The sequence below is a fragment of the Mesorhizobium sp. B1-1-1 genome (assembly GCF_006442955.1).
GTDB lineage: Bacteria > Pseudomonadota > Alphaproteobacteria > Rhizobiales > Rhizobiaceae > Mesorhizobium.
In genome coordinates this window covers 295,222-316,811 of sequence record NZ_VFWW01000008.1, presented here as the reverse complement: position 1 = coordinate 316,811, position 21,590 = coordinate 295,222, and the positions used below count along the sequence as shown (strand labels likewise).

The 21,590-nt window shown below is 63.4% G+C and carries 12 protein-coding genes and 1 pseudogene; 9 read left to right on the top strand and 4 right to left on the bottom strand.

Annotated elements, in window-relative coordinates:
- Window position 1 precedes the first annotated feature (1 nt).
- The 5 genes and pseudogenes from FJ986_RS18890 to FJ986_RS18870 all read left to right on the top strand — a co-directional run.
- Window positions 2-6,055 (top strand): translocation/assembly module TamB domain-containing protein, encoded by a 6,054-nt coding sequence (locus FJ986_RS18890; protein ID WP_140675438.1) that lies wholly within the window; start codon window positions 2-4, stop codon window positions 6,053-6,055.
- A gap of 264 nt (window positions 6,056-6,319) precedes the next feature.
- The gene (locus tag FJ986_RS18885; protein ID WP_140656773.1) at window positions 6,320-7,978 is read left to right on the top strand and encodes an ABC transporter substrate-binding protein; all 1,659 of its coding nucleotides are present in this window, start codon (window positions 6,320-6,322) and stop codon (window positions 7,976-7,978) included.
- A 149-nt stretch (window positions 7,979-8,127) separates the two neighbouring features.
- Window positions 8,128-9,162, top strand: a complete 1,035-nt coding sequence (locus FJ986_RS18880) for an ABC transporter permease (RefSeq protein WP_140521245.1) — start codon at window positions 8,128-8,130, stop codon at window positions 9,160-9,162.
- A 12-nt stretch (window positions 9,163-9,174) separates the two neighbouring features.
- On the top strand, window positions 9,175-10,332 hold the full coding sequence (locus tag FJ986_RS18875; RefSeq protein ID WP_140495091.1) for an ABC transporter permease: 1,158 nt from the start codon (window positions 9,175-9,177) through the stop codon (window positions 10,330-10,332).
- Window positions 10,333-10,385: 53 nt separating this feature from the next.
- Window positions 10,386-12,587 (top strand): annotated as a pseudogene (locus tag FJ986_RS18870) (ABC transporter ATP-binding protein); the annotation flags it as partial.
- A gap of 544 nt (window positions 12,588-13,131) precedes the next feature.
- Here the strand turns inward: FJ986_RS18870 and FJ986_RS18865 are convergent.
- Together FJ986_RS18865 and FJ986_RS18860 are read right to left on the bottom strand one after the other, a co-directional pair.
- Window positions 13,132-13,722, bottom strand: a complete 591-nt coding sequence (locus FJ986_RS18865) for a transglycosylase SLT domain-containing protein (protein ID WP_140495095.1) — start codon at window positions 13,720-13,722, stop codon at window positions 13,132-13,134.
- Window positions 13,723-13,738: 16 nt separating this feature from the next.
- Window positions 13,739-13,942, bottom strand: a complete 204-nt coding sequence (locus tag FJ986_RS18860; RefSeq protein WP_140623092.1) for a hypothetical protein — start codon at window positions 13,940-13,942, stop codon at window positions 13,739-13,741.
- Between FJ986_RS18860 and FJ986_RS18855 the strand changes: the two genes are divergently transcribed.
- Window positions 13,941-15,479: a trimethylamine methyltransferase family protein gene (locus FJ986_RS18855; RefSeq protein ID WP_140623094.1), complete on the top strand. Its 1,539-nt coding sequence runs from the start codon at window positions 13,941-13,943 to the stop codon at window positions 15,477-15,479. The genes FJ986_RS18860 and FJ986_RS18855 overlap by 2 nt on opposite strands.
- A gap of 66 nt (window positions 15,480-15,545) precedes the next feature.
- Entirely contained in the window at window positions 15,546-17,972 is a 2,427-nt protein-coding gene (locus FJ986_RS18850) for an FAD-dependent oxidoreductase (protein WP_140664797.1), read from the top strand.
- Between the two features lie 21 nt (window positions 17,973-17,993).
- Here the strand turns inward: FJ986_RS18850 and FJ986_RS18845 are convergent, their stop codons facing one another.
- Window positions 17,994-18,386: a DoxX family protein gene (locus FJ986_RS18845; protein WP_140516674.1), complete on the bottom strand. Its 393-nt coding sequence runs from the start codon at window positions 18,384-18,386 to the stop codon at window positions 17,994-17,996.
- 200 nt (window positions 18,387-18,586) lie between these two features.
- Here FJ986_RS18845 and FJ986_RS18840 point away from each other — a divergent pair, with 200 nt between their 5' ends.
- On the top strand, window positions 18,587-19,075 hold the full coding sequence (locus FJ986_RS18840; protein ID WP_140664791.1) for a hypothetical protein: 489 nt from the start codon (window positions 18,587-18,589) through the stop codon (window positions 19,073-19,075).
- A gap of 72 nt (window positions 19,076-19,147) precedes the next feature.
- On the opposite strand, the gene FJ986_RS18835 is transcribed toward FJ986_RS18840, so the two are convergent.
- Window positions 19,148-19,924 (bottom strand): VOC family protein, encoded by a 777-nt coding sequence (locus FJ986_RS18835; RefSeq protein WP_140516670.1) that lies wholly within the window; start codon window positions 19,922-19,924, stop codon window positions 19,148-19,150.
- A 300-nt stretch (window positions 19,925-20,224) separates the two neighbouring features.
- On the opposite strand from FJ986_RS18835, the gene FJ986_RS18830 reads away from it, so the two are divergent.
- Window positions 20,225-21,589, top strand: a complete 1,365-nt coding sequence (locus FJ986_RS18830; protein ID WP_140495107.1) for an NAD(P)-dependent oxidoreductase — start codon at window positions 20,225-20,227, stop codon at window positions 21,587-21,589.
- Window position 21,590 lies beyond the last annotated feature (1 nt).

Here is a 21,590-nt window from a genome sequence, read left to right as displayed (position 1 = left end):
CATGAAGACGGTCTGGCGCATCCTTCGCATTTTTCTCTACACGCTGCTGATCGTGGTAGCAGGCGCCATCGGCGCGCTTTTCGTGCTGACCAAGACCGAGCGTGGACGCGACAATCTCGCCGGCATCATTTCGAGCCTGGCCTCGAGCGACGAGCGTAAGGTCACCGTCAGCGGCATCGACGGTATCTGGTCGGGCGCGCTCAGTGTCGACCATGTCGTGCTGGAGGACCGCGAGGGCGCCTGGCTGGTGGCGCGCAAGGTGGCCATCGACTGGTCGCCGCTGGCACTGTTGTCCAAAAACTTCAGCGCCGACCGCATCGCGGCGGAGCGCATCGAACTTGCGCGTCTGCCGGTGGCCGGCACGCAGCAGCCGGCGCAAGGCGGCGCGACGACGCTGCCGGTTTCCATTGATATCAAGCAGATCGACTTGCCGGAAGTCGCGCTCGGCCAACAACTGGCCGGCAGCGGCATCGCCGAACTCGCCGCCAAGGCCTCGGTGAAGGCCGACGCCGCACCGCTGTCGGTCGAGACGGTGCTCAACATTACCCGCCATGACGGCAAACAGGGCAATGTCGACGCGCAGATCCATTTCGCGCCAGCGGACAACAAGCTCGACCTCAACCTCAAGGCGTCGGAACCGGCCGGCGGCATCATCGCCAATCTGCTCAATCTGCCGGACACGCCGCCGGTCGACATCGTCGTCTCGGGCACCGGGCCGCTGGCCAACTGGAGTGGCGTCGGTACCTTCCTTGTCGATCATCGGATCGTAACCCAGCTCACCGGCCGCCATCAGCTCACCGACAAGGGTAACTATCTCGAAGCCAAGGGCGACGGCGATTTCGCCCGCTTCCTGCCGGAGAACCTGAAACCATTGTTTGCCGGTAAGACCAGCTTCGATATGGCGGGCACCGCCACGACGGCGGGCGGGATCAGTGTCGACCGGGCCAACATCGACAGTGATGCCGTGCACGGCACCGCGACCGGTATCGTCGATCCCGCCGGAGCCAGCGATCTTTCGGTCGAACTCGCCGCCAAGGGGCCACCCGTGGTGGTTAGCGTCGGCAGCAAGGCGCAGCCGATCACGCTGGCGATCAAGAATGCCACCGCCCGGGCGTTCGGCGACGGCAAGGCGCCGGTCGTCGATATCGGCGCCTCCTTCGTTTCGATCGTCGTCGGCGGGACGCGGCTAGACGACCTGGCGGCGCAGATACACTCCGACGGGTTCGACATCCAGAACCGCACCGGGCCGGTTACCGTCAAGCTTGGGGCCGGTGGCCTGAAAACCGACGTCGCGACGCTGGCGCCGCTGGTCACTGGCAAGGTCGATGTCGGCCTGGCTGGTTCCCTCAGCAAGGACGCCGTTGTCATCGATCAGGGCACGCTCCGGTCCGATGCGCTCAATGCCTCGCTGACGGCGACCGTGGCGCTCGCCGACCTGTCGATGCAGCTCAAGATGAATGCCGATGCCGTGGCGACCGCCTTCCCGCAGCAGATCGCCTCGGTGCTCGGCGGGCGGGTGAAGTTCTCGGCCACAGCGTCGCGCGATCCGCAGGGCTCGTTCGCCGCCAACTCGATCGAACTCACGTCCGGTTCGCTCAGCGCCAGCGGTACCGCCAGCATGCAAGGTACCGACATCCTGGCCGATATCAAAGGCAGGCTGGGTGATGTTTCGGTGCTGTCGCCGACGGTCGGCGTTCCGGTCGAGGGCGGTGTCGATTTCGCCCTGTCGGCAAGCGGCGCCATGACCGCGCCGGATTTCACGGTTTCCGCCGACAGCGATAGCCTGACGGCCTCGGGCCGCACGGTGAAGGCGATCAAGCTGACCGCGAGCGGCAAGGCCGACATTGCTAACCCTTCCGCCAATGTCTCGCTGACCGGCGCCGTCAACGACCAGCCGCTCGACATCAAGGCGGCGCTGGTGACGAGCGAAGGCAAGCGCTCGATCAATGGCTTTGCGGTGTCGCTGGGTGACAACAAGGTGTCGGGCGATCTGGCGCTGGATGACAAGTTCATGCCGCTGGGCACGCTCATTCTTTCTGCGCCTGCAATCGATCAGCTTGCGGCGCTGGCCGGCCAGGCGGTGACCGGCGACATCAACGGCACCATCCGCTTTGCCAAGAGTGGCGACGCGCCCTCCGTTGCCATTGACGCGAAGAGCACGTCGATTGCGCGCGGCGAGGTGACGGCCAGCACAATCGCCGTCAATGCCCTGATTGCCAACTATCTCAAGGCGCCGGCGATTTCAGGCTCGATCAAGGCCGATGCCGTGACGTCGGGGACCACCCAAGTCGGCGGCATCATCGTCGATCTGAAGCGCGACGGAGACTGGACGAATTTTGCCGGCGGCGCCACCGTATCCGGCATTCCAGCGAAGGCGGCGGGGCGCGTGAAGATCGCCGATGGCGTCACCAGCGTCGAGATCGCCTCGGGCGAGGCTACGATTCGCGGCATCAAGGCGGCAATTGCCGAGCCATCTATGCTCAGTATCGCCGATGGCACCACCAGCATCGAAAAATTAGCGCTCGATGTCGGCGGCGGCTCGGTGGCGCTGTCCGGTACCGCCGGCCAGACGCTCGATCTCGCGGCAAAGGTCTCCGCCTTGCCGGCTGCCCTTGCCAACGGCTTTTCGCCCGGCCTCGATGCCGCTGGAACGCTTGATGGCAGCGCTGAGGTAACGGGCTCGCCGTCGGCTCCGGACGTCCGGTTCAATGTGCAACTGGCCGGTGTCGAAACAAGCCAAACCCGCCAGACTGGGCTTGGGCAGCTCGCAGTCGACGCGGCCGGCAGCTACACCATGGCCGGCGGCGTCGTCCTCGATCACGCGACGCTCTCCGGTGACAAGGTTTCCGGTCAAGCTGCCGGCACGATCAATCCGAACGGCGCCAGCGATTTCGCCCTTGACCTCGTCTCATCCGGTCCAAGTCTGCCGCTCACGGTCGGAAGCGCCGAGAGTCCCATCAAGATCGAGGTCCGGTCGCTGTCGGCAAAGGTGGCGGGCGAGAGCACGCGGGCCCGATTGGATATGTCCGCGATCCTGCCCTCGATCGCCACGAGACCGGCGAAGGTGGACGGACTGAGCCTGGCATTGCACTCGGATGCGTTCGATCTGAAGAACCGCGCCGGGCCGGTTTCGGGCACAGTTTCGGTGGATAGGGTTGGGCTCGACAATCCCACCATCGCGCCGCTGATCGCCGGCAAGGTCACGGCCGCGCTCAGCGGGCGCCTGTCAGCCGACGCTGTCGCCATCGACAGCGGCTCGCTCAAAAGCGACGCGCTCAACAGCCAGGTCGCCGGCCTGGTGTCGCTGCGTGACGGCGCCATCGACCTCAAGCTGAAGGCGGATGCTCCATCGTCGGCCCTGCCGGCCGCAGCACGCGGCATGCTTGGCGAACGGGCGCAGTTGAGCGCCACGCTGAAGCGCGAGCCCAACGGTAATATCGCCATAGGCGGATTGACGCTGGCCTCCGGCGCGCTGACCGCACAGGGGCAGGCGAGCCTTGCCGACAATACGCTGGCCGCCGACATCAAGGGCGTGCTGGGCGATGTTTCGCTGCTGTCGAAGGATGCCAAAGGCGCTATCGCCTTTGCGCTGAATGCGCAGGGCCCGGCGACCGCGCCGGATCTGTCGCTGACCGTCGACAGCGACAAGCTTTCGGTGGCGTCGCGCGAGATCACCGGGCTCAGACTAACCGCCACCGGCAAAGCCGACGCGGCCAAGCCGGCGGCCAATGTGCAGCTGACAGGCAATGTCGCGGGCCAACCCTTGCAAGGCAGTGCGGTGCTGGCGACCGCGGACGGCAAGAGCGCCATCAATGGCCTGCTTTTGTCGCTGGGCCAAAACAGGATTTCCGGCGACCTGGCGCTGGACGACAAGTTCATACCCGAAGGCACGATCTCTCTCGACCTGCCCGATATAGGACCGCTTGCCGCATTGGCGCTGGAAAAAGCGGAAGGCGATGTGCGCGGCACGATTGCGTTCTCGAAGAACGGTGCCGCACCGCAGGTCGCCATCAAGGCTACGACCGCCTCGGTCACGCGCGGCGATCTTCAGGCGAAGGCCGTGTCGATCGACGCATTGATCGCCAATTACCTCGCCGCTCCGGTCATCTCCGGAAAAATCCATGCCGACACCGTCACGTCGGGCGGCACGGTGATCGGCGGCATCGATGTCGACCTGAAGCGTGACGGCGACTGGACCGGCTTTTCCGGCGGCGCGACGGTGAAAGGAATTCCGGCGAGGGCCGCGGGCCGCGTGAAGGCGGCAAACGGCACGACGACCATAGAGCTTGCTTCCGGCGAGGCGACCGTCCAAGGCATAAAGGCTGCCATCGCGCAGGCTTCGACCGTCACCATCGCCAATGGCACGACGACGCTGGACAGGCTGGTGCTCAACCTGGGCGGCGGCACGGCGACGGTGACCGGCAAGATCGGGCAGGCGCTCGACATCAACGCGGCGCTGGCGCGGGTGCCGATCTCGCTTGCCAACAGTTTTTCGCGGGGTCTCGATGCCGCCGGTTCGATTTCGGGCACGGTGAAGGTCACCGGGGCACCAGCCAGCCCCAGTGCGGCGTTCAACCTCGATGCTGCCGGCGTCCAGACCTCCCAGACCCGCGGCGCGGGGGTCGGTGCGGTGAGTGTCTCTTCCTCCGGCACCTTTGCCGGCAACAAGCTGACCTTCAACGCCAATGTCAGCGATGGGGCCGGCCTTGGTCTCAAGGGGGGCGGCACGGTGACGACATCAGGCACGCCGGCGCTCGCGCTCGACTTCAATGGCGCCGTGCCGTTCGGCATCCTCAGTCAGAAGCTCGCCGCGCAAGGCCTGTCGCTGACGGGGACCGCGAGTGTCAATGTGCAGGTACGCGGTCCCGCGACATCGCCGGTCATCGGCGGCAGCATCAGCACGTCGGGCGCCCGCCTGCTCGACGCGCGTTCCGGGCTTGCGGTCAACGACATCGCAGCCGAAATTTCCATCGGCAATGGCGTCGCCAGGATCAACCGGCTGACCGGGACGCTGTCGACGCGCGGCAGCCTGTCGGCCAGCGGCACGGTCGGTATCAATCCGGCGCAGGGGTTCCCGGCCGATCTGTCGATCAAGCTCACCGACGGCCGCTACACCGATGGGCGGGTGGTCACCGCCAATCTTGGCGGCGACCTGACGATCAAAGGACCGCTGACGTCGGCGCCGGTGATTGCCGGCACCGTCAACCTTGCCAAGACCGTGATCACCGTTCCGGACAAATTGCCAGGTTCGCTTTCGGCGCTCGATGTCAAACACAAGAACGCGCCCGGCGCGGTGAGGGCGCAGGACAAGGCATTGCGCCCGGCCACGACCAGCGGCAAGACGGGTGGCAGCGGCCTTGTGCTGGATGTCACCGTCAACGCGCCGAACCAGATCTTCATCCAGGGCAGGGGCGTGGACGCCGAACTCGGCGGCTCGCTCAGGCTGACCGGTCCGGCCTCATCGCCGCAAGCGGTCGGCACTTTCACGCTGCAACGCGGGCGGCTGTCGATTCTCGGCAAGCGGCTGACCTTCACCGAGGGCACGGTCGGCTTTTCTGGCTCGCTGGTGCCCTATCTCAACCTGACCGCGACAACGACCACGAGCAGCACCATCGTCACCATCGTGGTGTCGGGCGAGGCGACCAATCCGAAATTCACCTTCACCTCGGTGCCGGCGCTGCCCGAGGACGAGGTGCTGGCGCAACTGATCTTCGGGCGGTCCATGTCGAACCTGTCGCCGCTGCAGATCGCGCAACTGGCCGAAGCCGCCGGGCAACTCGCCGGTGTCGGCGGCTCGACGTCGCTGCTGGAAAACCTGCGCAGCGCGATCGGCGTCGACGATCTCGATGTCACCACCGACGAAAAGGGCGGCACGGCGGTTTCTGCCGGCAAGTACCTCAACGACCGCACCTATGTGACGATCCAGAAAGGCGACAAGCCGGGCTCGGGCAAGGCCACGATCGACCTCAACGTGGGACGCGGCGTCAAACTGCGCGGCGAGGCGACGGACGCCGGCGAAGCCAAGGGCGGCATCTTCTACGAGAAGGAATATTGAAGCGGAGACTTGGGCTGGCCCTCATCCTGGCGAGGGGCTGGTCCTGTCGCAAACCGCGCCAATGTCTCAGTTTAATCGCCTGAAGAGATTTAGTGGAAATCCGTCGCGCACTAGCAATTTTGCGCCAAGACTGTCGCTATCACGCGAACCGCTCCCCCTCCAAAGTTGCACATTCGTCAATATGTTCCCAATCCATGCCGTCTTTGACATCATGGCCTGGATGCGGAATGTTAATCGGCGGAAAGCCAACAATGGGAGTTAGTCATGACAATCTACAAGAGTAATGGCGATAGCGTTCCGGATCACATCCTGGCCATGGCCGAAGAAGCCAAGTCGGGTAAGGTCGATCGCCGCGAATTCCTAGCGCTTGCCAGCGTCTTCGGCGCTTCGACGGCCATGGCCTATGGCCTTCTGGGGCTCGCCGCGCCGACGCCGGCCAGGGCCGAGGACGTGCAGGGTAAGAAAGGCGGCGTGCTCAAGGTGGCAATGTCGGTCAAGGATCCCAAGGATCCGCGCACGGCCGACTGGTCGGAAATCTCCAATGCCGAGAGGCAGGCGCTCGAGCCGCTGGTGAAATACACCCACCAGTACACATTCGCGCCCTATCTCCTGGAAAGCTGGGACATCAATGACGACGCCACCGAGTACACGCTGCATGTGCGGCCGGGCGTCGAATGGAACAATGGTGACAAGTTCACCGCCGACGACGTGATCTACAATTTCACCCGCTGGGCCGACAAGGCCGCGGAAGGCAACTCCATGCCGGGCCGTCTCGGCAGCCTCGTCGATGACAAGACCAAGAAATTGCGCGAAGGGTCGGTCATCAAGGTCGACGACATGACCGTCAAGCTGAAGCTCACCAAACCCGATATCGCCATCATCCCCAACCTGACCGATTATCCGGCACTGGTGGTGCACAAGAGCTTCGACGAGAAGGGCGCCAACTTCAAGAACTGCCCGATCGGTACGGGTCCGTTCGAGCTCGTCTCCTACGACGTCGGCCAGAAGGTCGTCTACAAGCGCCGCGAGACCGGCAAGTGGTGGCAGGGCGAAGCCTTCCTCGATGGCGTCGAGTTCATCGATTACGGCACCGATCCGGCCGCAACGGTTTCGGCCTTCGAATCGGGCGAAGTTCAGACCAACCATGAGACGACCGCCGACTACGTCAAGATCATCGCAGACGTCGGCGCGCCGCCTTCCGAGGTCGTGACCGCCGCCACCGTGGTGTCTCGCTTCAACGTCAACGCCAAGCCTTATGGCGACCAGAAAGTGCGTCAGGCGATGTGTCTGGCCGTCGACAACTCGGTGGTGCTGCAGCTCGGCTACGGCAATGCCGGCACGCCGGCCGAGAACCACCATGTCGCGCCGATCCATCCCGAATATGTCGAGCTGCCCAAGATCAAGCGCGACATCGCCAAGGCCAAGCAGATGCTGACGGAAGCCGGCGTGATCGATTTCGAACACGAGCTGATCAGCAACGACGAGGACTACCACAAGAACACCACGGACGCGATCGCGGCCCAACTGCGCGAGGCTGGCATCAAGGTGAAGCGCACCGTGCTGCCGAGCTCGACCTTCTGGAACGACTGGACGAAATATCCGTTCTCGGAAACCAACTGGAACATGCGTCCACTTGGCATCCAGGTCATCGCCATCGCCTACCGCTCGGGTGAAGCCTGGAACGAGACGGCCTACGCCAATCCGGACTTCGACAACAAGGTCAACGAGGCGCTCGGGATCGCCGACGCGGAGAAGCGCAAGGTGGTGATGAAGGACATCGAGCAGATGCTGCAGGATTCCGGCATCATCATCCAGCCTTACTGGCGCAAGCTCTACATCAACATCAAGCCCGAGGTGAAGAACCACTCGATGCACCCCACCTACGAGCACGACTTCGGCAAGGTCTGGCTCGATCAGGCGTGACCCACAGCCTGTCGGGAGCGGGGCGCCAGCGCCTTTCGCTCCCGCGGCATCGCCGCCGTTGCATTGGATGCAGCGGCGGCGTGACGTCACAAGGTTTTTGATACAGGGTTGAACCTATCTGACCCCAACCCGGCCGGCAGGGGGGTACAATGTTCTCATTCATCGCCAGACGCATCGGCACGATACTGCTCACGATGCTGTGCCTGACGCTGGTCGTCTTCTTCCTCGTCAATCTGGAACCCAACCTGAAGAAGCTGGCGATCAGCCAGACCGAGATGCACACCTCGGCCGAACAGCTGGAAAGCTGGCTGGTCAATCACGGCTACCGGCAGAACTTTTTCGTGCGCTACGGCCAGTGGCTCGGCGTCGTGCCCAAGCAGCCGGTAACCGATCCGGCGACCGGTAAGCCGGCGCAGCGCTTCTCTTTCTGCAATGATCCGGCCGAGCCGAAGTTCTCCGGCGTGCTCCAGGGTGATTTCGGCTGCTCGACCAAATTCAAGACCACGGTGGGGGCCAAGCTATTCCCTGCGCTCGGCGCCACGGGCATCCTGATGTTCTGTGTGCTGGCGGTGATGGTGCCGGTCTCGCTGCTGATCGGCATCCTGGCCGGCATGCGCGAGGGGTCGCGCACCGACCGGGTGCTGTCGGTCGCCTCGATCGCCTCGACGGCGACGCCCGAATATGTATCGGGCGTCATCTTTACCGTCATCTTCGCCTCCTGGCTTGGCTGGCTGAACGGATCCGCCGCATCGGCAAGCCAGGGCATCACCTTCTATAACTTCACGCTGCCGGTGATCACGCTGGCCATCTACGGCATCGGCTACATCGCGCGCATGACGCGTGCCTCGATGGTCGAGGTGATGACGCAGCAATATATCCGCACCGCCCGGCTGAAGGGTCTTTCCTTCAAAAGCGTGGTGGTCAAGCACGCGCTGCGCAACGCTCTGATCGCGCCCTTCACCGTGATCATGCTGCAGTTTCCGTGGCTGCTCACCGGCGTCGTCATCGTCGAGGTGATGTTCCGCTATCAGGGCTTCGGCTACACGCTGGTCGAGGCCGCAGGCAACAACGACATCGACCTTTTGCTTGGCTGCTCGCTGGTCTCGGTGTTCATCGTCCTGATCACGCAGCTCATTTCCGATGTCGGCTACGCGTTCCTCAATCCGCGCATTCGGGTCCAGTAGGGGAGACGGCGCATGCAAGCCCAATATATCGGCGCCTCCACCGTCGTCCTCGAAGTGCTCTGGCGCTTCTGGCCGGTCTGGCTCGCGCTTCTCATCGTCATGGGCGCGAGCTTCCTCTACAAGAAGAAGCTGGCTCTCTACGGCCAACTGTTCGACAGCGGCGTCGGCATAGCGGGGGTGGCCATCTGCCTGTTCTGGCTGTTCACGGCGATCTTCGCCTCGACCATCTCGCCTTTCGATCCCCTCGGCCAGATTCCCATCATGAAGGATACACTGCCCGGAGCCATCGAACCGCAATCGGGCCTCGCTTATCTGTTCGGTGGCGACAAGCTCGCCCGCGATGTCTTTTCACGCATGGTCTATGGCAGCCAAATCGTCCTGATCATCGCGCCGGCGGCGACCGGCTTCGCGCTCATGGTCGGCATCACGCTCGGCCTGCCGGCCGGCTATTATGGCGGCAAGATCGATACCGTTTTGTCGTTCCTGGCCAATCTCGTGCTGGCCTTCCCGGTTATCCTGCTGTTTTACCTCCTGGTGACGCCGGGCATCATGGACACGCCGATCCCCTACGCGCTGGCCGGCGTTTTCTTCCTGTTCCCGATTATTTTCTTCTGCGTGCTGTTCTGGACGCGCTACAAGAACCGTTCCGACCGGATCTACATCCTGCTCGGACTGACGCTGGTGGTCGGCGGCTGGATCTATGCCGGCCTGGTGTTCGATGCCGACCCGCTGAAGATCGTGCATATCGATCCCAACCAGCTCAACATCTTCGTGGCGGTGGTGTTCGCCTCCAGCCCGGGCGTGTTCCGCATCGTGCGTGGCCTGACCATGGATATCAAGACGCGGGACTATGTGGCGGCGGCCCAGACGCGCGGTGAATCGCCATGGTACATCATGCTGTGGGAGATCCTGCCCAATGCGCGCGGACCGCTGATCGTCGATGCCTGCCTGCGCATCGGCTACACCACCATCCTGCTCGGCACGCTGGGCTATTTCGGCCTCGGGTTGGCGCCGGAAAGTCCCGACTGGGGCACTGCGATCAAGGATGCCAGCCGGCTGCTGCGTTCCTTCATCCACCCGGCACTGCCGCCGACGATCGCGCTGATGTCGTTCGTGCTGGGGCTAAACCTGCTCGCCGATTCCCTGCGCGAGCAATCGATGAAGGATTGATGGCGGGGTCCTCGACCCTACTTGCCCGGAAGAACCAAGGATTGGAGCGACCCATGAACGAGGCAGTTCGAAATCCGGCCAGGCCGAACAATGGGCCGATCATCGAGATCGAGAACCTGTCGATCTCCTTCTTCACCCGCAAGGGCGAGATACCGGCCGTGATGGATTTTTCCTGCACGGTCATGCCCGGCGAGGCGATGGGCATTGTCGGCGAATCCGGCTGCGGCAAGTCGACCGTGTCGCTCGGCATCATGCGTGATCTCTCCAACATCGGGAAGATCGTCGGCGGCAAGATCAAGTTCCAGGGCAAGGACATGGGCGAGCTCTCCGAGGAGGAGCTGCGCAGCATCCGCGGCAACAAGATCGCCATGATTTATCAGGAGCCGATGGCGAGCCTGAACCCGGCGATGAAGATCGGCCAGCAGCTAATGGAAGTGCCGCTGATCCACGACAAGGTGTCGAAGGAGGAGGCCTATAAACGTGCGCTCGAAATGGTGCGCTCGGTGAAGCTTCCCGATCCGGAACGCATGATGCGCTCCTATCCGCACCAGCTTTCGGGCGGCCAGCAGCAGCGCATCGTCATCGCCATGGCGCTGCTGTCGAAGCCGGCGCTGCTTCTCCTCGACGAGCCGACGACGGCGCTAGACGTAACGGTGGAGGCGGGCATCGTCGAACTGGTCAAGGGGCTGGGCGAGAAGTTCGGCACCTCGATGATCTTCGTGTCGCACAATCTTGGCCTGATCCTGGAGACCTGCGACCGCATCACGGTGATGTATTCGGGCGAGGCCGTCGAGACCGGCAAGATCAAGGACGTGTTCGACCGGATGCGCCATCCCTATACGCAGGGCCTTTTCCGCTCGATTCCACTGCCGGGCGCCGACAAGAACTCGCGGCCGCTGATCTCGATCCCCGGCCAGCTGCCCCTGCCGCATGAAAGGCCGAAGGGCTGTAATTTCGGTCCGCGCTGCCACCATTTCGTCGAGGGCGTCTGCAATGCCGCCGAAATCCCGATGATCGAAGTCGCGGGACATGAAGGTCATTTCTCGCGCTGCGTGCGCTTCAACGAAATCGATTGGGACGCCCTGCCGCCCGGCGCCAAAAAGGTCAATGAGAAGGTCGTGCCTGGCGCACCGGTACTCAAGATCGAGGACTTGAGAAAATACTACAAGGTTGGCGGCAGCGAGGTGTTCGGCTCAAGCGAGGGCCGCGTCGTCAAGGCCAACGAGACGATTTCGTTTACGGCGCGCGAATCCGAAACCGTCGCCATTGTCGGCGAATCCGGGTGCGGAAAATCGACGCTGGCCAAAGTACTGCTCGGGCTCGAGACGGCGAGCTCCGGCAAGGTCACGCTCGCCAACAAGGAAATCCAGTCGACCGGCATCGAGAGCCGCAGCGTCGACACGGTGTCGTCGATCCAGATGGTGTTCCAGAACCCGTTCGATACGCTCAACCCCAGCCATTCGGTCGGCTCGCAGATCATCCGCACACTGGAAAAGTTCAACGTCGGCAAGACCGTCGCCGACCGGCGCAAGCGCATGCTGGAATTGCTTGACCTGGTGAAGCTGCCGCGCGCCTTCGAGAGCCGCAAGCCGCGCCAGCTTTCGGGTGGCCAGAAGCAGCGCATCGGCGTGGCGCGCGCCTTTGCCGGCGATGCCAAGGTGGTGGTGGCCGACGAACCGGTCTCGGCGCTCGACGTGTCGGTGCAGGCGGCGGTGACCGAGCTGCTGATGGACATCCAGCGCAAGAACAAGACGACGATGCTGTTCATCAGCCACGATTTGTCGGTCGTGCGCTATATCGCCGACCGGGTCGTCGTCATGTATCTCGGCTATATCGTCGAGCAAGGTACGACCGACCAGATCTTCGCGCCGCCCTATCATCCCTACACCGAGGCACTGCTTTCGGCGATCCCGATCGCCGACACCAGCGTGGTCAAGAAGCACATCGTGCTGGAGGGCGACATACCCTCGGCGATGAACCCGCCGACAGGCTGTCCATTCCAGACGCGCTGCGGCTACAAGAGACTGGTGCCGGATAATCTCTGCGAAACCAAGGTGCCGCCGGTAAAGAACCTGGGCGACGGGCACATGAGCCTGTGCTGGCTCTCGGACGACGTTCTGGCGACGATGGAGCCGGTGATCAAGTTCGACAAGCAGCATGCCGACCATGAGGGCGTGCCGGACGACGCGCCGCATGGTGCCGGTCCGGGCTTTGCCGGTCAGCCGCCCAGCCGACCACATGGCAAGACCGCCAGTGCGGAAGCCAGCGCGGTGGGAGAGGACGCCGAGGAGACAGAAGCCGTGTGGCGAGCCCGCCGCCACGAGGTGCGCGACGAGGTCTCCGAAACAGGTGCACCGGCGACCGATGCCAACGCGACCTCCGCGCCTTTCATGCCGAGAACGCTTGGCGAGGGCCGCCAGGCAGAGAATGCGCGTGTCGCACCAATTAGCGGCCGTGCGGCCAGACCAGGCGCGGCGCGTGATGGCGCGGCCGACAGGAACCGACCCGCCGGCATCTCCAAGCCTGCCAAGCCGGACGACTTGAAATTGATATCCGGCGTAGGTCCGAAGACGGAAGCCATCCTCAATGGCCTCGGTATCTTCACCTACGCTCAAATTGCCTCGTGGAAGAAGGCCGAACGGGAGTGGGTCGACGACCATTTGAGATTCCAGGGCCGCATCGAGCGCGAGGACTGGGTCAAGCAGGCGAAGGCGCTCGCCAAGGGCGGCGAGGCGGAATACATCAAGGTGTTCGGCAGGAAGCCGCGCTGACAGATGCTGTCGTTGTAGCGGGAGCCCTTTAGCTGCCGCACTGCCTTAGCTGTTCGGCATAGTCGCGGGCCATCTTGTCGGTGGCCCGGGCATAGCTCTGGACGCCGGAATCGCCACGATTGCCGCGGCCATAGGCGGTCCAGCCGAGATAGTAGGCAAGGTAGAGATTGTAGGTGTCGTTGCGGGCGACGCCGTAGGTATCCGCTGTCTTGGAATGGTACCAGCCGACGAAATCGACGGCGTCGGAGAATTTGGTCCGGCGGGCCGCCCAGTTGCCCGTTTCGCTCTGATATTGCGACCAGGTCCCGTCCAGCGCCTGCGAGAAGCCGGTGGCCGACGAGACGTGCTTCCAGGGGATGAAACCGAGCAGTTTGGTGCGCGGCGGCCGGGCGTTGCTCTTGAAACCGGATTCCTTGCGCACGGTCGCCATCAGCACGGGGACGGGCACGCCGTATTTCTGCTCGGCGCGTTCGGCGGCCGACTGCCAATTGTCGAACCAGCCGTCATTCTGGTCGAAGACGGCGCAGACATTGTTGATGTGGCTGGGGGCCGTCGCACAGGCCGAAAGTGCCAGCAGCATACCAACCGCTACAATTTTACTAAAACTTGACCTACGCATCGGCAGAGCAATAGGCTCAAATCATAAAGGGAATCTTGCTGCCCTCGTTAACGGGCCGCCGATGCGGGCGCTTCAGAAAAATGCCATATTGATCACCCGACATATCTTGTCGCTTTTCATAAATCGATGTTTCGAAAATGCCGCCTCGGTTAAAATCGCGCCCGCAAACGGCGTATTTCTGACAGCTGGCGCGGTTTGTCGAGGCTTTGATGCCTGGCATGAACGAACCAAGACGCAAGCGCGGCGCCGAGCGCACCAGCAACCGGGGACCAGGGCCTATCCCGCAGCTGCCGGCGAGGCGGGTGACCAATCCTTATCCGCCGATGGCCTTGCTGTCGCCCGACCAGATCGAGGCGATCCACCAGGCGTCGATGCACATATTGGAGAATTTCGGCATCGAGGTGATGAGCCCGCGGGCGCTCTCGCTGTTCGAGCAGGCCGGTGCCAGTGTGGACCACGCGTCGGCGAACGTGCGCATTGACCGCGGCATGGTCGACGAGGCGCTGAAGACGACGCGGTCCAATTATTCCCTTACACCGCGCAATCCGGCCAACGCCGTTCATCTCGGCGGCAACACAATCAATTTCACGCTCGTTGCGGGGCCGCCCAATGTGCACGACATGGCGCGGGGCCGCCGCCCCGGCAATTTGCGCGACTATGCGGACCTGACCCGGCTGGCGCAGCATTTCAACTGCGTGCACATGCTCGGCAACCAGGTCTGCGCGCCGGTCGAATTGCCGGCCAATTCGCGCCATCTCGACACCTATTTCACCAATCTGACGCTGACCGACAAAAGCTTCCATGTCTCGGCGATCGGCCGGGGCAGGGCGCTGGACGGGATCGAGATGATGGCGATCGCGCGCGGGCTGACGCTGGACCAGTTGCGCGACGATCCCGGCATCGCCACCATCATCTCGGTCAACTCGCCGCGCCGTTTCGACGAGATGATGGCCGAGGGGCTGATGACGATGGCCGAATTCGGCCAGTCTGTGGCAGTGACGCCGTTCACGCTGATGGGCGCGATGAGCCCGGTGACGCTGGCGGGTGCGCTCGCGCAGCAGAATGCGGAAGCACTGTTCGGCGTAGTCCTGACGCAACTTGTGCGTCCGGGCGCGCCGGTCATGTATGGCGCCTTTACCTCCAATGTCGACATGAAGTCGGGCGCGCCGGCCTTCGGCACGCCTGAAAACACCAAGGCCAACATCGCGTCGGGGCAATTGGCACGGCGTTACGGGCTGCCCTACCGAACAACGCCGGGCTCGGCCTCCAACGCCGCCGATGCGCAAGGCGCTTACGAGACGTTGATGGCGCTGTGGGGCGCTGTGCTCGGCCACGGCAACCTCGTCTATCACGCCGCCGGCTGGCAGGAGGGCGGGCTGACGGCGTCGTTCGAGAAATTCATCATCGACGTCGAAATGATCCAGTACATGATGGAGTTTTTGCGCCCGATCGTGGTCGACGAGGCCGAGCTTGCCGTCGAGGCGCTGGGCGCGGTGCCGACCGGCGGCCATTTCTTCGGCGAGCCGCACACGCTGGAACGTTATGCGACGGCCTTCTATCAGCCGATGCTTTCGAACTGGCAGAATTTTGAAGCCTGGCAGGAAGCCGGCGGCCTCGACGCAACCGCGCGCGCGACGCGGTTGTGGAAGAAGGCGCTCGAAGACTATGTCGAGCCGCCGATGGACGTCACCGTGCGCGAAGCGCTGGAGGCCTACGTGACCAAGCGCAAGGAAGCGATTGGGGCGGGCGAGCCGTGATGCGCCACGAACGTCTCTTTTTGAATCATCTAGCCCATCCAACTCACTGATATCAGAGAAGAACCCATGAAATCGCATGCAAAGGTCGTGGTCATTGGCGGCGGGGTTGTCGGGTGTTCCGTGCTGTTCCATCTCGCCCGCCATGGCTGGACCGACGTAGTGCTTCTGGAGCGAGACGAGCTGACTTCAGGCTCGACGTGGCACGCGGCCGGCGGCATGCACACGATCAATGGCGATCCCAACGTCGCCAAGCTGCAGAAATACACGATCAACCTCTACAAGGAGATCGAGGAGCTTTCCGGCCAGGCGACCGGCGTGCATCTGACCGGCGGCGTGCTGCTGGCGGCGACCGAGGCACGGCTCGACTGGCTGCGTGGCGTCGTCGCCAAGGGTCGCTATCTCGGCATCGATCTCGAAGAAATCTCGCCGAAAGAAGCGGCCGAACTGATGCCTCTGCTCGACCCCAAGCAGTTCGTCGGCGCTGTCCGCAACAAGGAGGACGGCCATCTCGATCCCTCCGGCGTCACCCATGCCTATGCCAAGGCTGCGCGTAAGCTGGGCGCCGAGGTCGAGCGCTTCACCAAGGTCGAGGACATCGTGCGGCGTCCCGACGGGCTGTGGCGCGTCATCACCAACAAGGGCGAGGTCGCGGCCGAGCATGTCGTCAACGCCGGTGGCCTTTGGGCGCGCGAGGTCGGCCGCATGGTCGGGCTCGAACTGCCGGTGCTGGCCATGGAGCACATGTACCTGATCACCGAGGACATGCCGGAGGTCGCCGCCTGGAACGCCAAGACCGGCACCGAGATCATCCACGCCGTCGATTTCGACGGCGAGCTCTATCTGCGCCAGGAGCGCGGCGGCATGCTGATGGGCACCTATGAGAAGGCCAACAAGGCATGGTCCGAGCACCAGACGCCGTGGAATTTCGGCCATGAATTGCTGGAGCCGGACATCGACCGCATCGCGCCGTCGCTGGAAGTCGGCTTCCGGCATTTCCCGGCCTTTCAGAACACCGGCATCAAGCAGATCATCAACGGACCCTTCACCTTCGCGCCTGACGGCAACCCGCTGGTCGGGCCGGTGCGCGGTTTGCCGGGCTTCTGGGTGGCCTGCGGCGTCATGGCCGGTTTCAGCCAGGGCGGCGGCGTTGGGCTCGCGCTGTCCAACTGGATGATCGAGGGCGATCCCGGCGCCGACATCTGGGCCATGGACGTGTCGCGCTATGGCGACTGGGCGACGATGGCCTACACCAACGCTAAGGTGCGCGAGAACTATTCCAGGCGCTTTTCGATACGCTTCCCCAATGAGGAATTGCCCGCCGGACGGCCGCTGAAGACCACGCCGGTCTATGACCTGCTGTCGGCCAAGGGCGCGCAATGGGGCGTGTCCTATGGGCTGGAAGTGCCGCTCTGGTACGCGCCCGAAGGCGTCAAGGACGAGTTCTCGTGGCGTCGCTCGAGCGATTTCGCGCATGTCGGCAGGGAGGTTGCAAACGTTCGCGGGGGCGTCGGCCTCGCCGAGATTTCGAATTTCGCCAAATACGACGTGACAGGCGAGGGGGCTGCTGCATGGCTCGACCGGCTGCTCGCCTGCAAGCTGCCGAGGCCAGGCCGCATGACGCTGGCGCCTATGCTGAAGGAGGACGGCAAGCTCATCGGCGATTTCACGCTGGCCAATCTCGGCGGCGAGGAGTGGTTCATCGCCGGTTCCGGCATTGCCGAGCAGTACCATATGCGCTGGTTCGAAAAGCATCTGCCCGCGGATGGTTCTGTCCGCATCGAGGCTTCGGGCGCGAAACTCACCGGCCTTGCCGTCGCCGGGCCGAAGGCGCGGGACGTGCTGGCCAAGGTCACGCGGACGGACGTCTCGAACGCCGCCTTTCCCTTCATGGCCATCGGCAAGATGGATATCGGCATGGCGCCGTGCCTGGTAGGCCGCGTCAGCTACACCGGTGATCTCGGCTACGAAATCTGGGTGGCGCCGGAATATCAGCGCGCGGCGTTCCAGGCGCTGATGGCGGCGGGCGAGGAGTTCGGCATTGGCCTGTTCGGCTCCCGTGCGCTGAACGCACTGCGGCTGGAAAAGAACTATGGCTCGTGGGCGCGCGAATACCGGCCGATCTACGGACCGCTGGAGGCAGGGCTCGATCGCTTTGTCGCCTATGGCAAGGAAGCCGATTTCATAGGCAAGACCGGGGCGTTGGCAGAGCGCAAGCAGGGCGGCAGGCTCAGGCTGCGCGCCTTCATCGTCGAGGCTGCCGACGCCGATGTCATCGGCGACGAGCCGATCTGGTTCGGCGGCACGGTGCGTGGCTGGGTGACGTCAGGCGGCTATGCGCATCATTCAAGGAAATCGGTGGCCATGGGCTACGTGCCGAAGGAGATCGCCGAGGAGAGCGAAGGCTTCGAGATCGAAATCCTCGGCAAGCGCCATGCCGCACGCATGCAGCCGGTGCCGCTGTTCGACGCCAATTTGCAGCGGATGCGGGCGTGAACAATCCGCATCCGGCTCGCATCAGGCAGCGCGGCGATTGTCGAGCGCAAAGGCGCCAGGGCCGGCGAAGAACAGATAGAGGAAGATGAAGCAGAACGAGATCGCCAAATCGCCGCCATTGTTGACCGGGAAGAAGCCGCGCGGCATGTGCGCCATGAAATAGGCGATCGCCATCTCGCCGGCCAGAAGGAAGGCGACTGGGCGGGTGAACAGCCCCAGCGCGAGCAGGATGCCGCCGGCGAACTCGAGAATGCCGGCTGTCAAAGTCAACCCGCTGAGGGCGTGGGGTTCGGCGCTTGCCGGGAAATTGAACAGCTTCTGGCTGCCATGCTCGATGAACTGCAGCGCGGTCATGATGCGCAGAACGCCGAGCGCCTGTGGCTGGTATCGGGCCAAGCCTTCAAAAAGCGCCATCTGAAACTCCGTTTTCACCCCCCAGGTCCGGCCTAGATTATCGCCCCGAGATGGACCATTCACTTCCCGCTACCGGACATCAACAATCGGTGATGCGAGATGTTCCGCAACGCGTCGATATTTTCTCCCTAAGGTTGCATTATTATCCCTCTGGTTGTATCGATCTGTAGATAGTTGAAATCGTTTGGGGGTCTCTCGCCATGAAAAAAGTCGTCATCAGCTTTTTCGCAATCCTTGCAGGTACCAGCTTCGCGATGGCCGGGGATGCCGGCTGCGAGGCTTTCAAATGGCCGGTAATGCGCGAGCAGGCGCTGTTCGCCGCGCCTCCTTCTGCTGCGTCGGGGACGACGCTGGCGGTCGGCGCTGCCGCCGATCTGGTTCTGGTGCCGGCCGAGACAGCGGAATTCGCCCTCCCGCCGGAACGTGCCCCGGCGCCTGGCACGTTCGGCGCTGTCGCCAGCATGGTTGTGCCGCCGGAAGGGGGCATCCAGATAAGCCTGTCGGGCGAAGCCTGGATCGATGTCATTCAAGACGGCCATACCGTGAAATTGGCCGGCTACAGCGGGGTCAAGACCTGTCCGGACATTCGCAAAAGCGTTCGGTTCAAGCTTGCGCCCGGCCCGGCCACCGTCCAGTTCAGCGGTGCAAAAAAGGCAGGCCTGAAAGTCGCGGTGCTGACGCCGGAATAGCTCGGGGCCAAGCGAGGACACGACCCTCAACCTTACGATCAAAGGCCGTCCTCCTGTGCGACGTTGAGCCCCTTACCGTCCGGGCGCCATCAAGGCGAAATGGGCGCCTTGCGGATCCTGGCACTGCACGATCCAGCTGCCGCCGGGGACCTCCATCGGGCCCATCAGGATCTTGCCGCCATTGTCGGTCACCTGTTTTGCCGCCGCGTCGATGGCGGTTACGTTGAAATAAAACTGCCAGACCGGCACCGGGATCTGTTCGGGTTTGTTCATGATGCCGCCACCGGATTCGGGGCCGGCCGCGAAGGTTTGATAGGTTCCCATCGGCCCCATGTCGAAATCGCCGGCATTGGTCCATCCGAACTGGCTGGAATAGAAGTCGAACGCGGCCTTCCAGTCGGTTGTGTAAAGCTCGTGCCAGCCGATATGGCCCGGCGTGCTGGCCGGCACGACCGGCTGGTCGGGCCCGTTCGGCTGCAGGAACATGAAGGTCGCGCCTTGCGGATCGGCGACGACGGCGAAGCGGCCGACGCCCGGAATGTCGTCGGGCTGGCGATGAACGGCGCCGCCGGCCTTCTGCAGCGACGCCGTGGCAGCATCGACATCCCTGGTGTGGATATAGCCAAGCCAGGCGGGAGGCATGCCCATCTTGGCGGCATCCTCAGGCATCGTCATCAGCCCGCCGACGCCACGCTCGCCGACATTCATGACGATGTAGCGCGGCATGCCGGGAGCCTTGTCGAAGGCTTGCGCGGTCCAGCCGACCACCTTGGTATAGAACGCCTCGGCGGCGTCGAGGTCTGATGTCATCAATTCGTACCAGAAGAAGGGCATTGGGGATTTCGGCATCGTCGGTCTCCTCACCTTTTGCGTCGATCGTCCTTCGATCCATCATAGGACGATCTTCGAGACCGAAATCCGACAGCGGAGGAAAAATTGCGGCTCGACAGGCATGCCATGATTGCGGCCTCCCGCTTAGCGGACCGTCCTTCCTCGAAAGTTCGACATTCGCGCATTACGATATTAAACGTGAACTAAATTATCATGTTTTATTCGAGCCTTTTCAGAGGCTTATGTAGAAAATTGACCAATTGATAAAAAAATAAAACGTGCTAGCCTTCCCTAAAACGAAAACAAGGGGAACTGACGATGGCAGAAGGCCAGTTCAGGGAAGGCATTGCAGGCGGCCGGCTGCCTGCCGATCAGTATGCGGACAATTTTTCCGACCTGCATCCGCCGCTCGATCACCACGAGGCGCTGGTCGAAGCGGACCGCTGCTATTTCTGCTACGACGCGCCGTGCATGAACGCATGCCCGACCTCGATCGACATTCCGCTGTTCATCCGCCAGATCTCCACGGGCAATCCGATCGGCTCGGCCAAGACCATTTTCGACCAGAACATTCTGGGCGGCATGTGCGCCCGCGTCTGCCCGACCGAGACGCTGTGCGAGGAGGTCTGCGTGCGCGAAGTGGCGGAAGGCAAGCCGGTGCAGATCGGTCGGCTGCAGCGCTATGCCACCGATATCGCGATGAGCGAGAACAGGCAATTTTATCCACGTGCCGCACCGACAGGCAAGGCGGTCGCCGTGGTGGGCGCCGGGCCGGCCGGCCTTGCCGCCGCCCATCGGCTCGCCCGCCATGGCCACGACGTCACAATCCTGGAAGCGCGCGCGAAGGCGGGCGGGCTCAACGAATACGGCATCGCCGCTTATAAGAGCGTCGACAATTTCGCCCAAGCCGAGGTCGAGTACGTCACCTCGATTGGCGGGATTGATATCCAGAACGGTAAGGCGCTCGGCCGCGACTATCAGCTCTCCGACCTGATCCGCAATTATGACGCGGTGTTTCTGGGCATGGGGCTCGGCGGCGTCAATGCGCTGCGCGCCGATGGCGAGGCCGCCGTGGGCGTCACCAACGCCGTCGAGTTCATCTCCGAGCTGCGCCAAGCCAGCGATCTCTCCGGCCTGCCGGTCGGCCGCCGCGTCGTCGTCATCGGCGGCGGCATGACGGCGATCGATGCCGCGGTGCAGTCGAAGCTGCTTGGCGCCGAGGAGGTGACGATCTGCTACCGGCGCGGCCAGGAACATATGAATGCTTCCGAATTCGAGCAGGACCTGGCGGCCGCCAACGGCGTCGTCATCCGACACTGGCTACAGCCGAAGCGGGTGATTGCCGAAGGCGGCAAGGTCAATGCCATCGAGCTTGAATACACCGCCATGAACGGCGACAGTCTTGCCGGCACCGGCGAGACGCTGACCCTCGTTGCCGACCAGGTGTTCAAGGCGATCGGACAGAGTTTCGTCCCCGCTGCGCTCAACGGCAGCGGTGCTGCGATCGAGCTCGAGGCCGGGCGCATCAAGGTCGATGCGGAAGGGCGCACCTCGCTGGCCAAGGTCTGGGCCGGCGGCGACTGCATATTCGGTGGCGACGACCTGACCGTCTCGGCCGTGGCGCAAGGGCGTGATGCGGCGGAATCCATTCACCGGGCACTGACCTCGAACGGGAGGGCATGAG

What these genes read in the sequence shown, in the direction of transcription:
- FJ986_RS18830 (WP_140495107.1), top strand. Translation starts at nt 20,225, where the DNA reads ATGGCAGAAGGCCAGTTCAGGGAAGGCATTGCAGGCGGCCGGCTGCCT.
- FJ986_RS18835 (WP_140516670.1), bottom strand. Translation starts at nt 19,924, where the DNA reads ATGCCGAAATCCCCAATGCCCTTCTTCTGGTACGAATTGATGACATCA.
- FJ986_RS18885 (WP_140656773.1), top strand. Translation starts at nt 6,320, where the DNA reads ATGACAATCTACAAGAGTAATGGCGATAGCGTTCCGGATCACATCCTG.
- FJ986_RS18855 (WP_140623094.1), top strand. Translation starts at nt 13,941, where the DNA reads ATGAACGAACCAAGACGCAAGCGCGGCGCCGAGCGCACCAGCAACCGG.
- FJ986_RS18890 (WP_140675438.1), top strand. Translation starts at nt 2, where the DNA reads ATGAAGACGGTCTGGCGCATCCTTCGCATTTTTCTCTACACGCTGCTG.
- FJ986_RS18880 (WP_140521245.1), top strand. Translation starts at nt 8,128, where the DNA reads ATGTTCTCATTCATCGCCAGACGCATCGGCACGATACTGCTCACGATG.
- FJ986_RS18850 (WP_140664797.1), top strand. Translation starts at nt 15,546, where the DNA reads ATGAAATCGCATGCAAAGGTCGTGGTCATTGGCGGCGGGGTTGTCGGG.
- FJ986_RS18860 (WP_140623092.1), bottom strand. Translation starts at nt 13,942, where the DNA reads ATGCCAGGCATCAAAGCCTCGACAAACCGCGCCAGCTGTCAGAAATAC.
- FJ986_RS18840 (WP_140664791.1), top strand. Translation starts at nt 18,587, where the DNA reads ATGAAAAAAGTCGTCATCAGCTTTTTCGCAATCCTTGCAGGTACCAGC.
- FJ986_RS18875 (WP_140495091.1), top strand. Translation starts at nt 9,175, where the DNA reads ATGCAAGCCCAATATATCGGCGCCTCCACCGTCGTCCTCGAAGTGCTC.
- FJ986_RS18865 (WP_140495095.1), bottom strand. Translation starts at nt 13,722, where the DNA reads ATGCGTAGGTCAAGTTTTAGTAAAATTGTAGCGGTTGGTATGCTGCTG.
- FJ986_RS18845 (WP_140516674.1), bottom strand. Translation starts at nt 18,386, where the DNA reads ATGGCGCTTTTTGAAGGCTTGGCCCGATACCAGCCACAGGCGCTCGGC.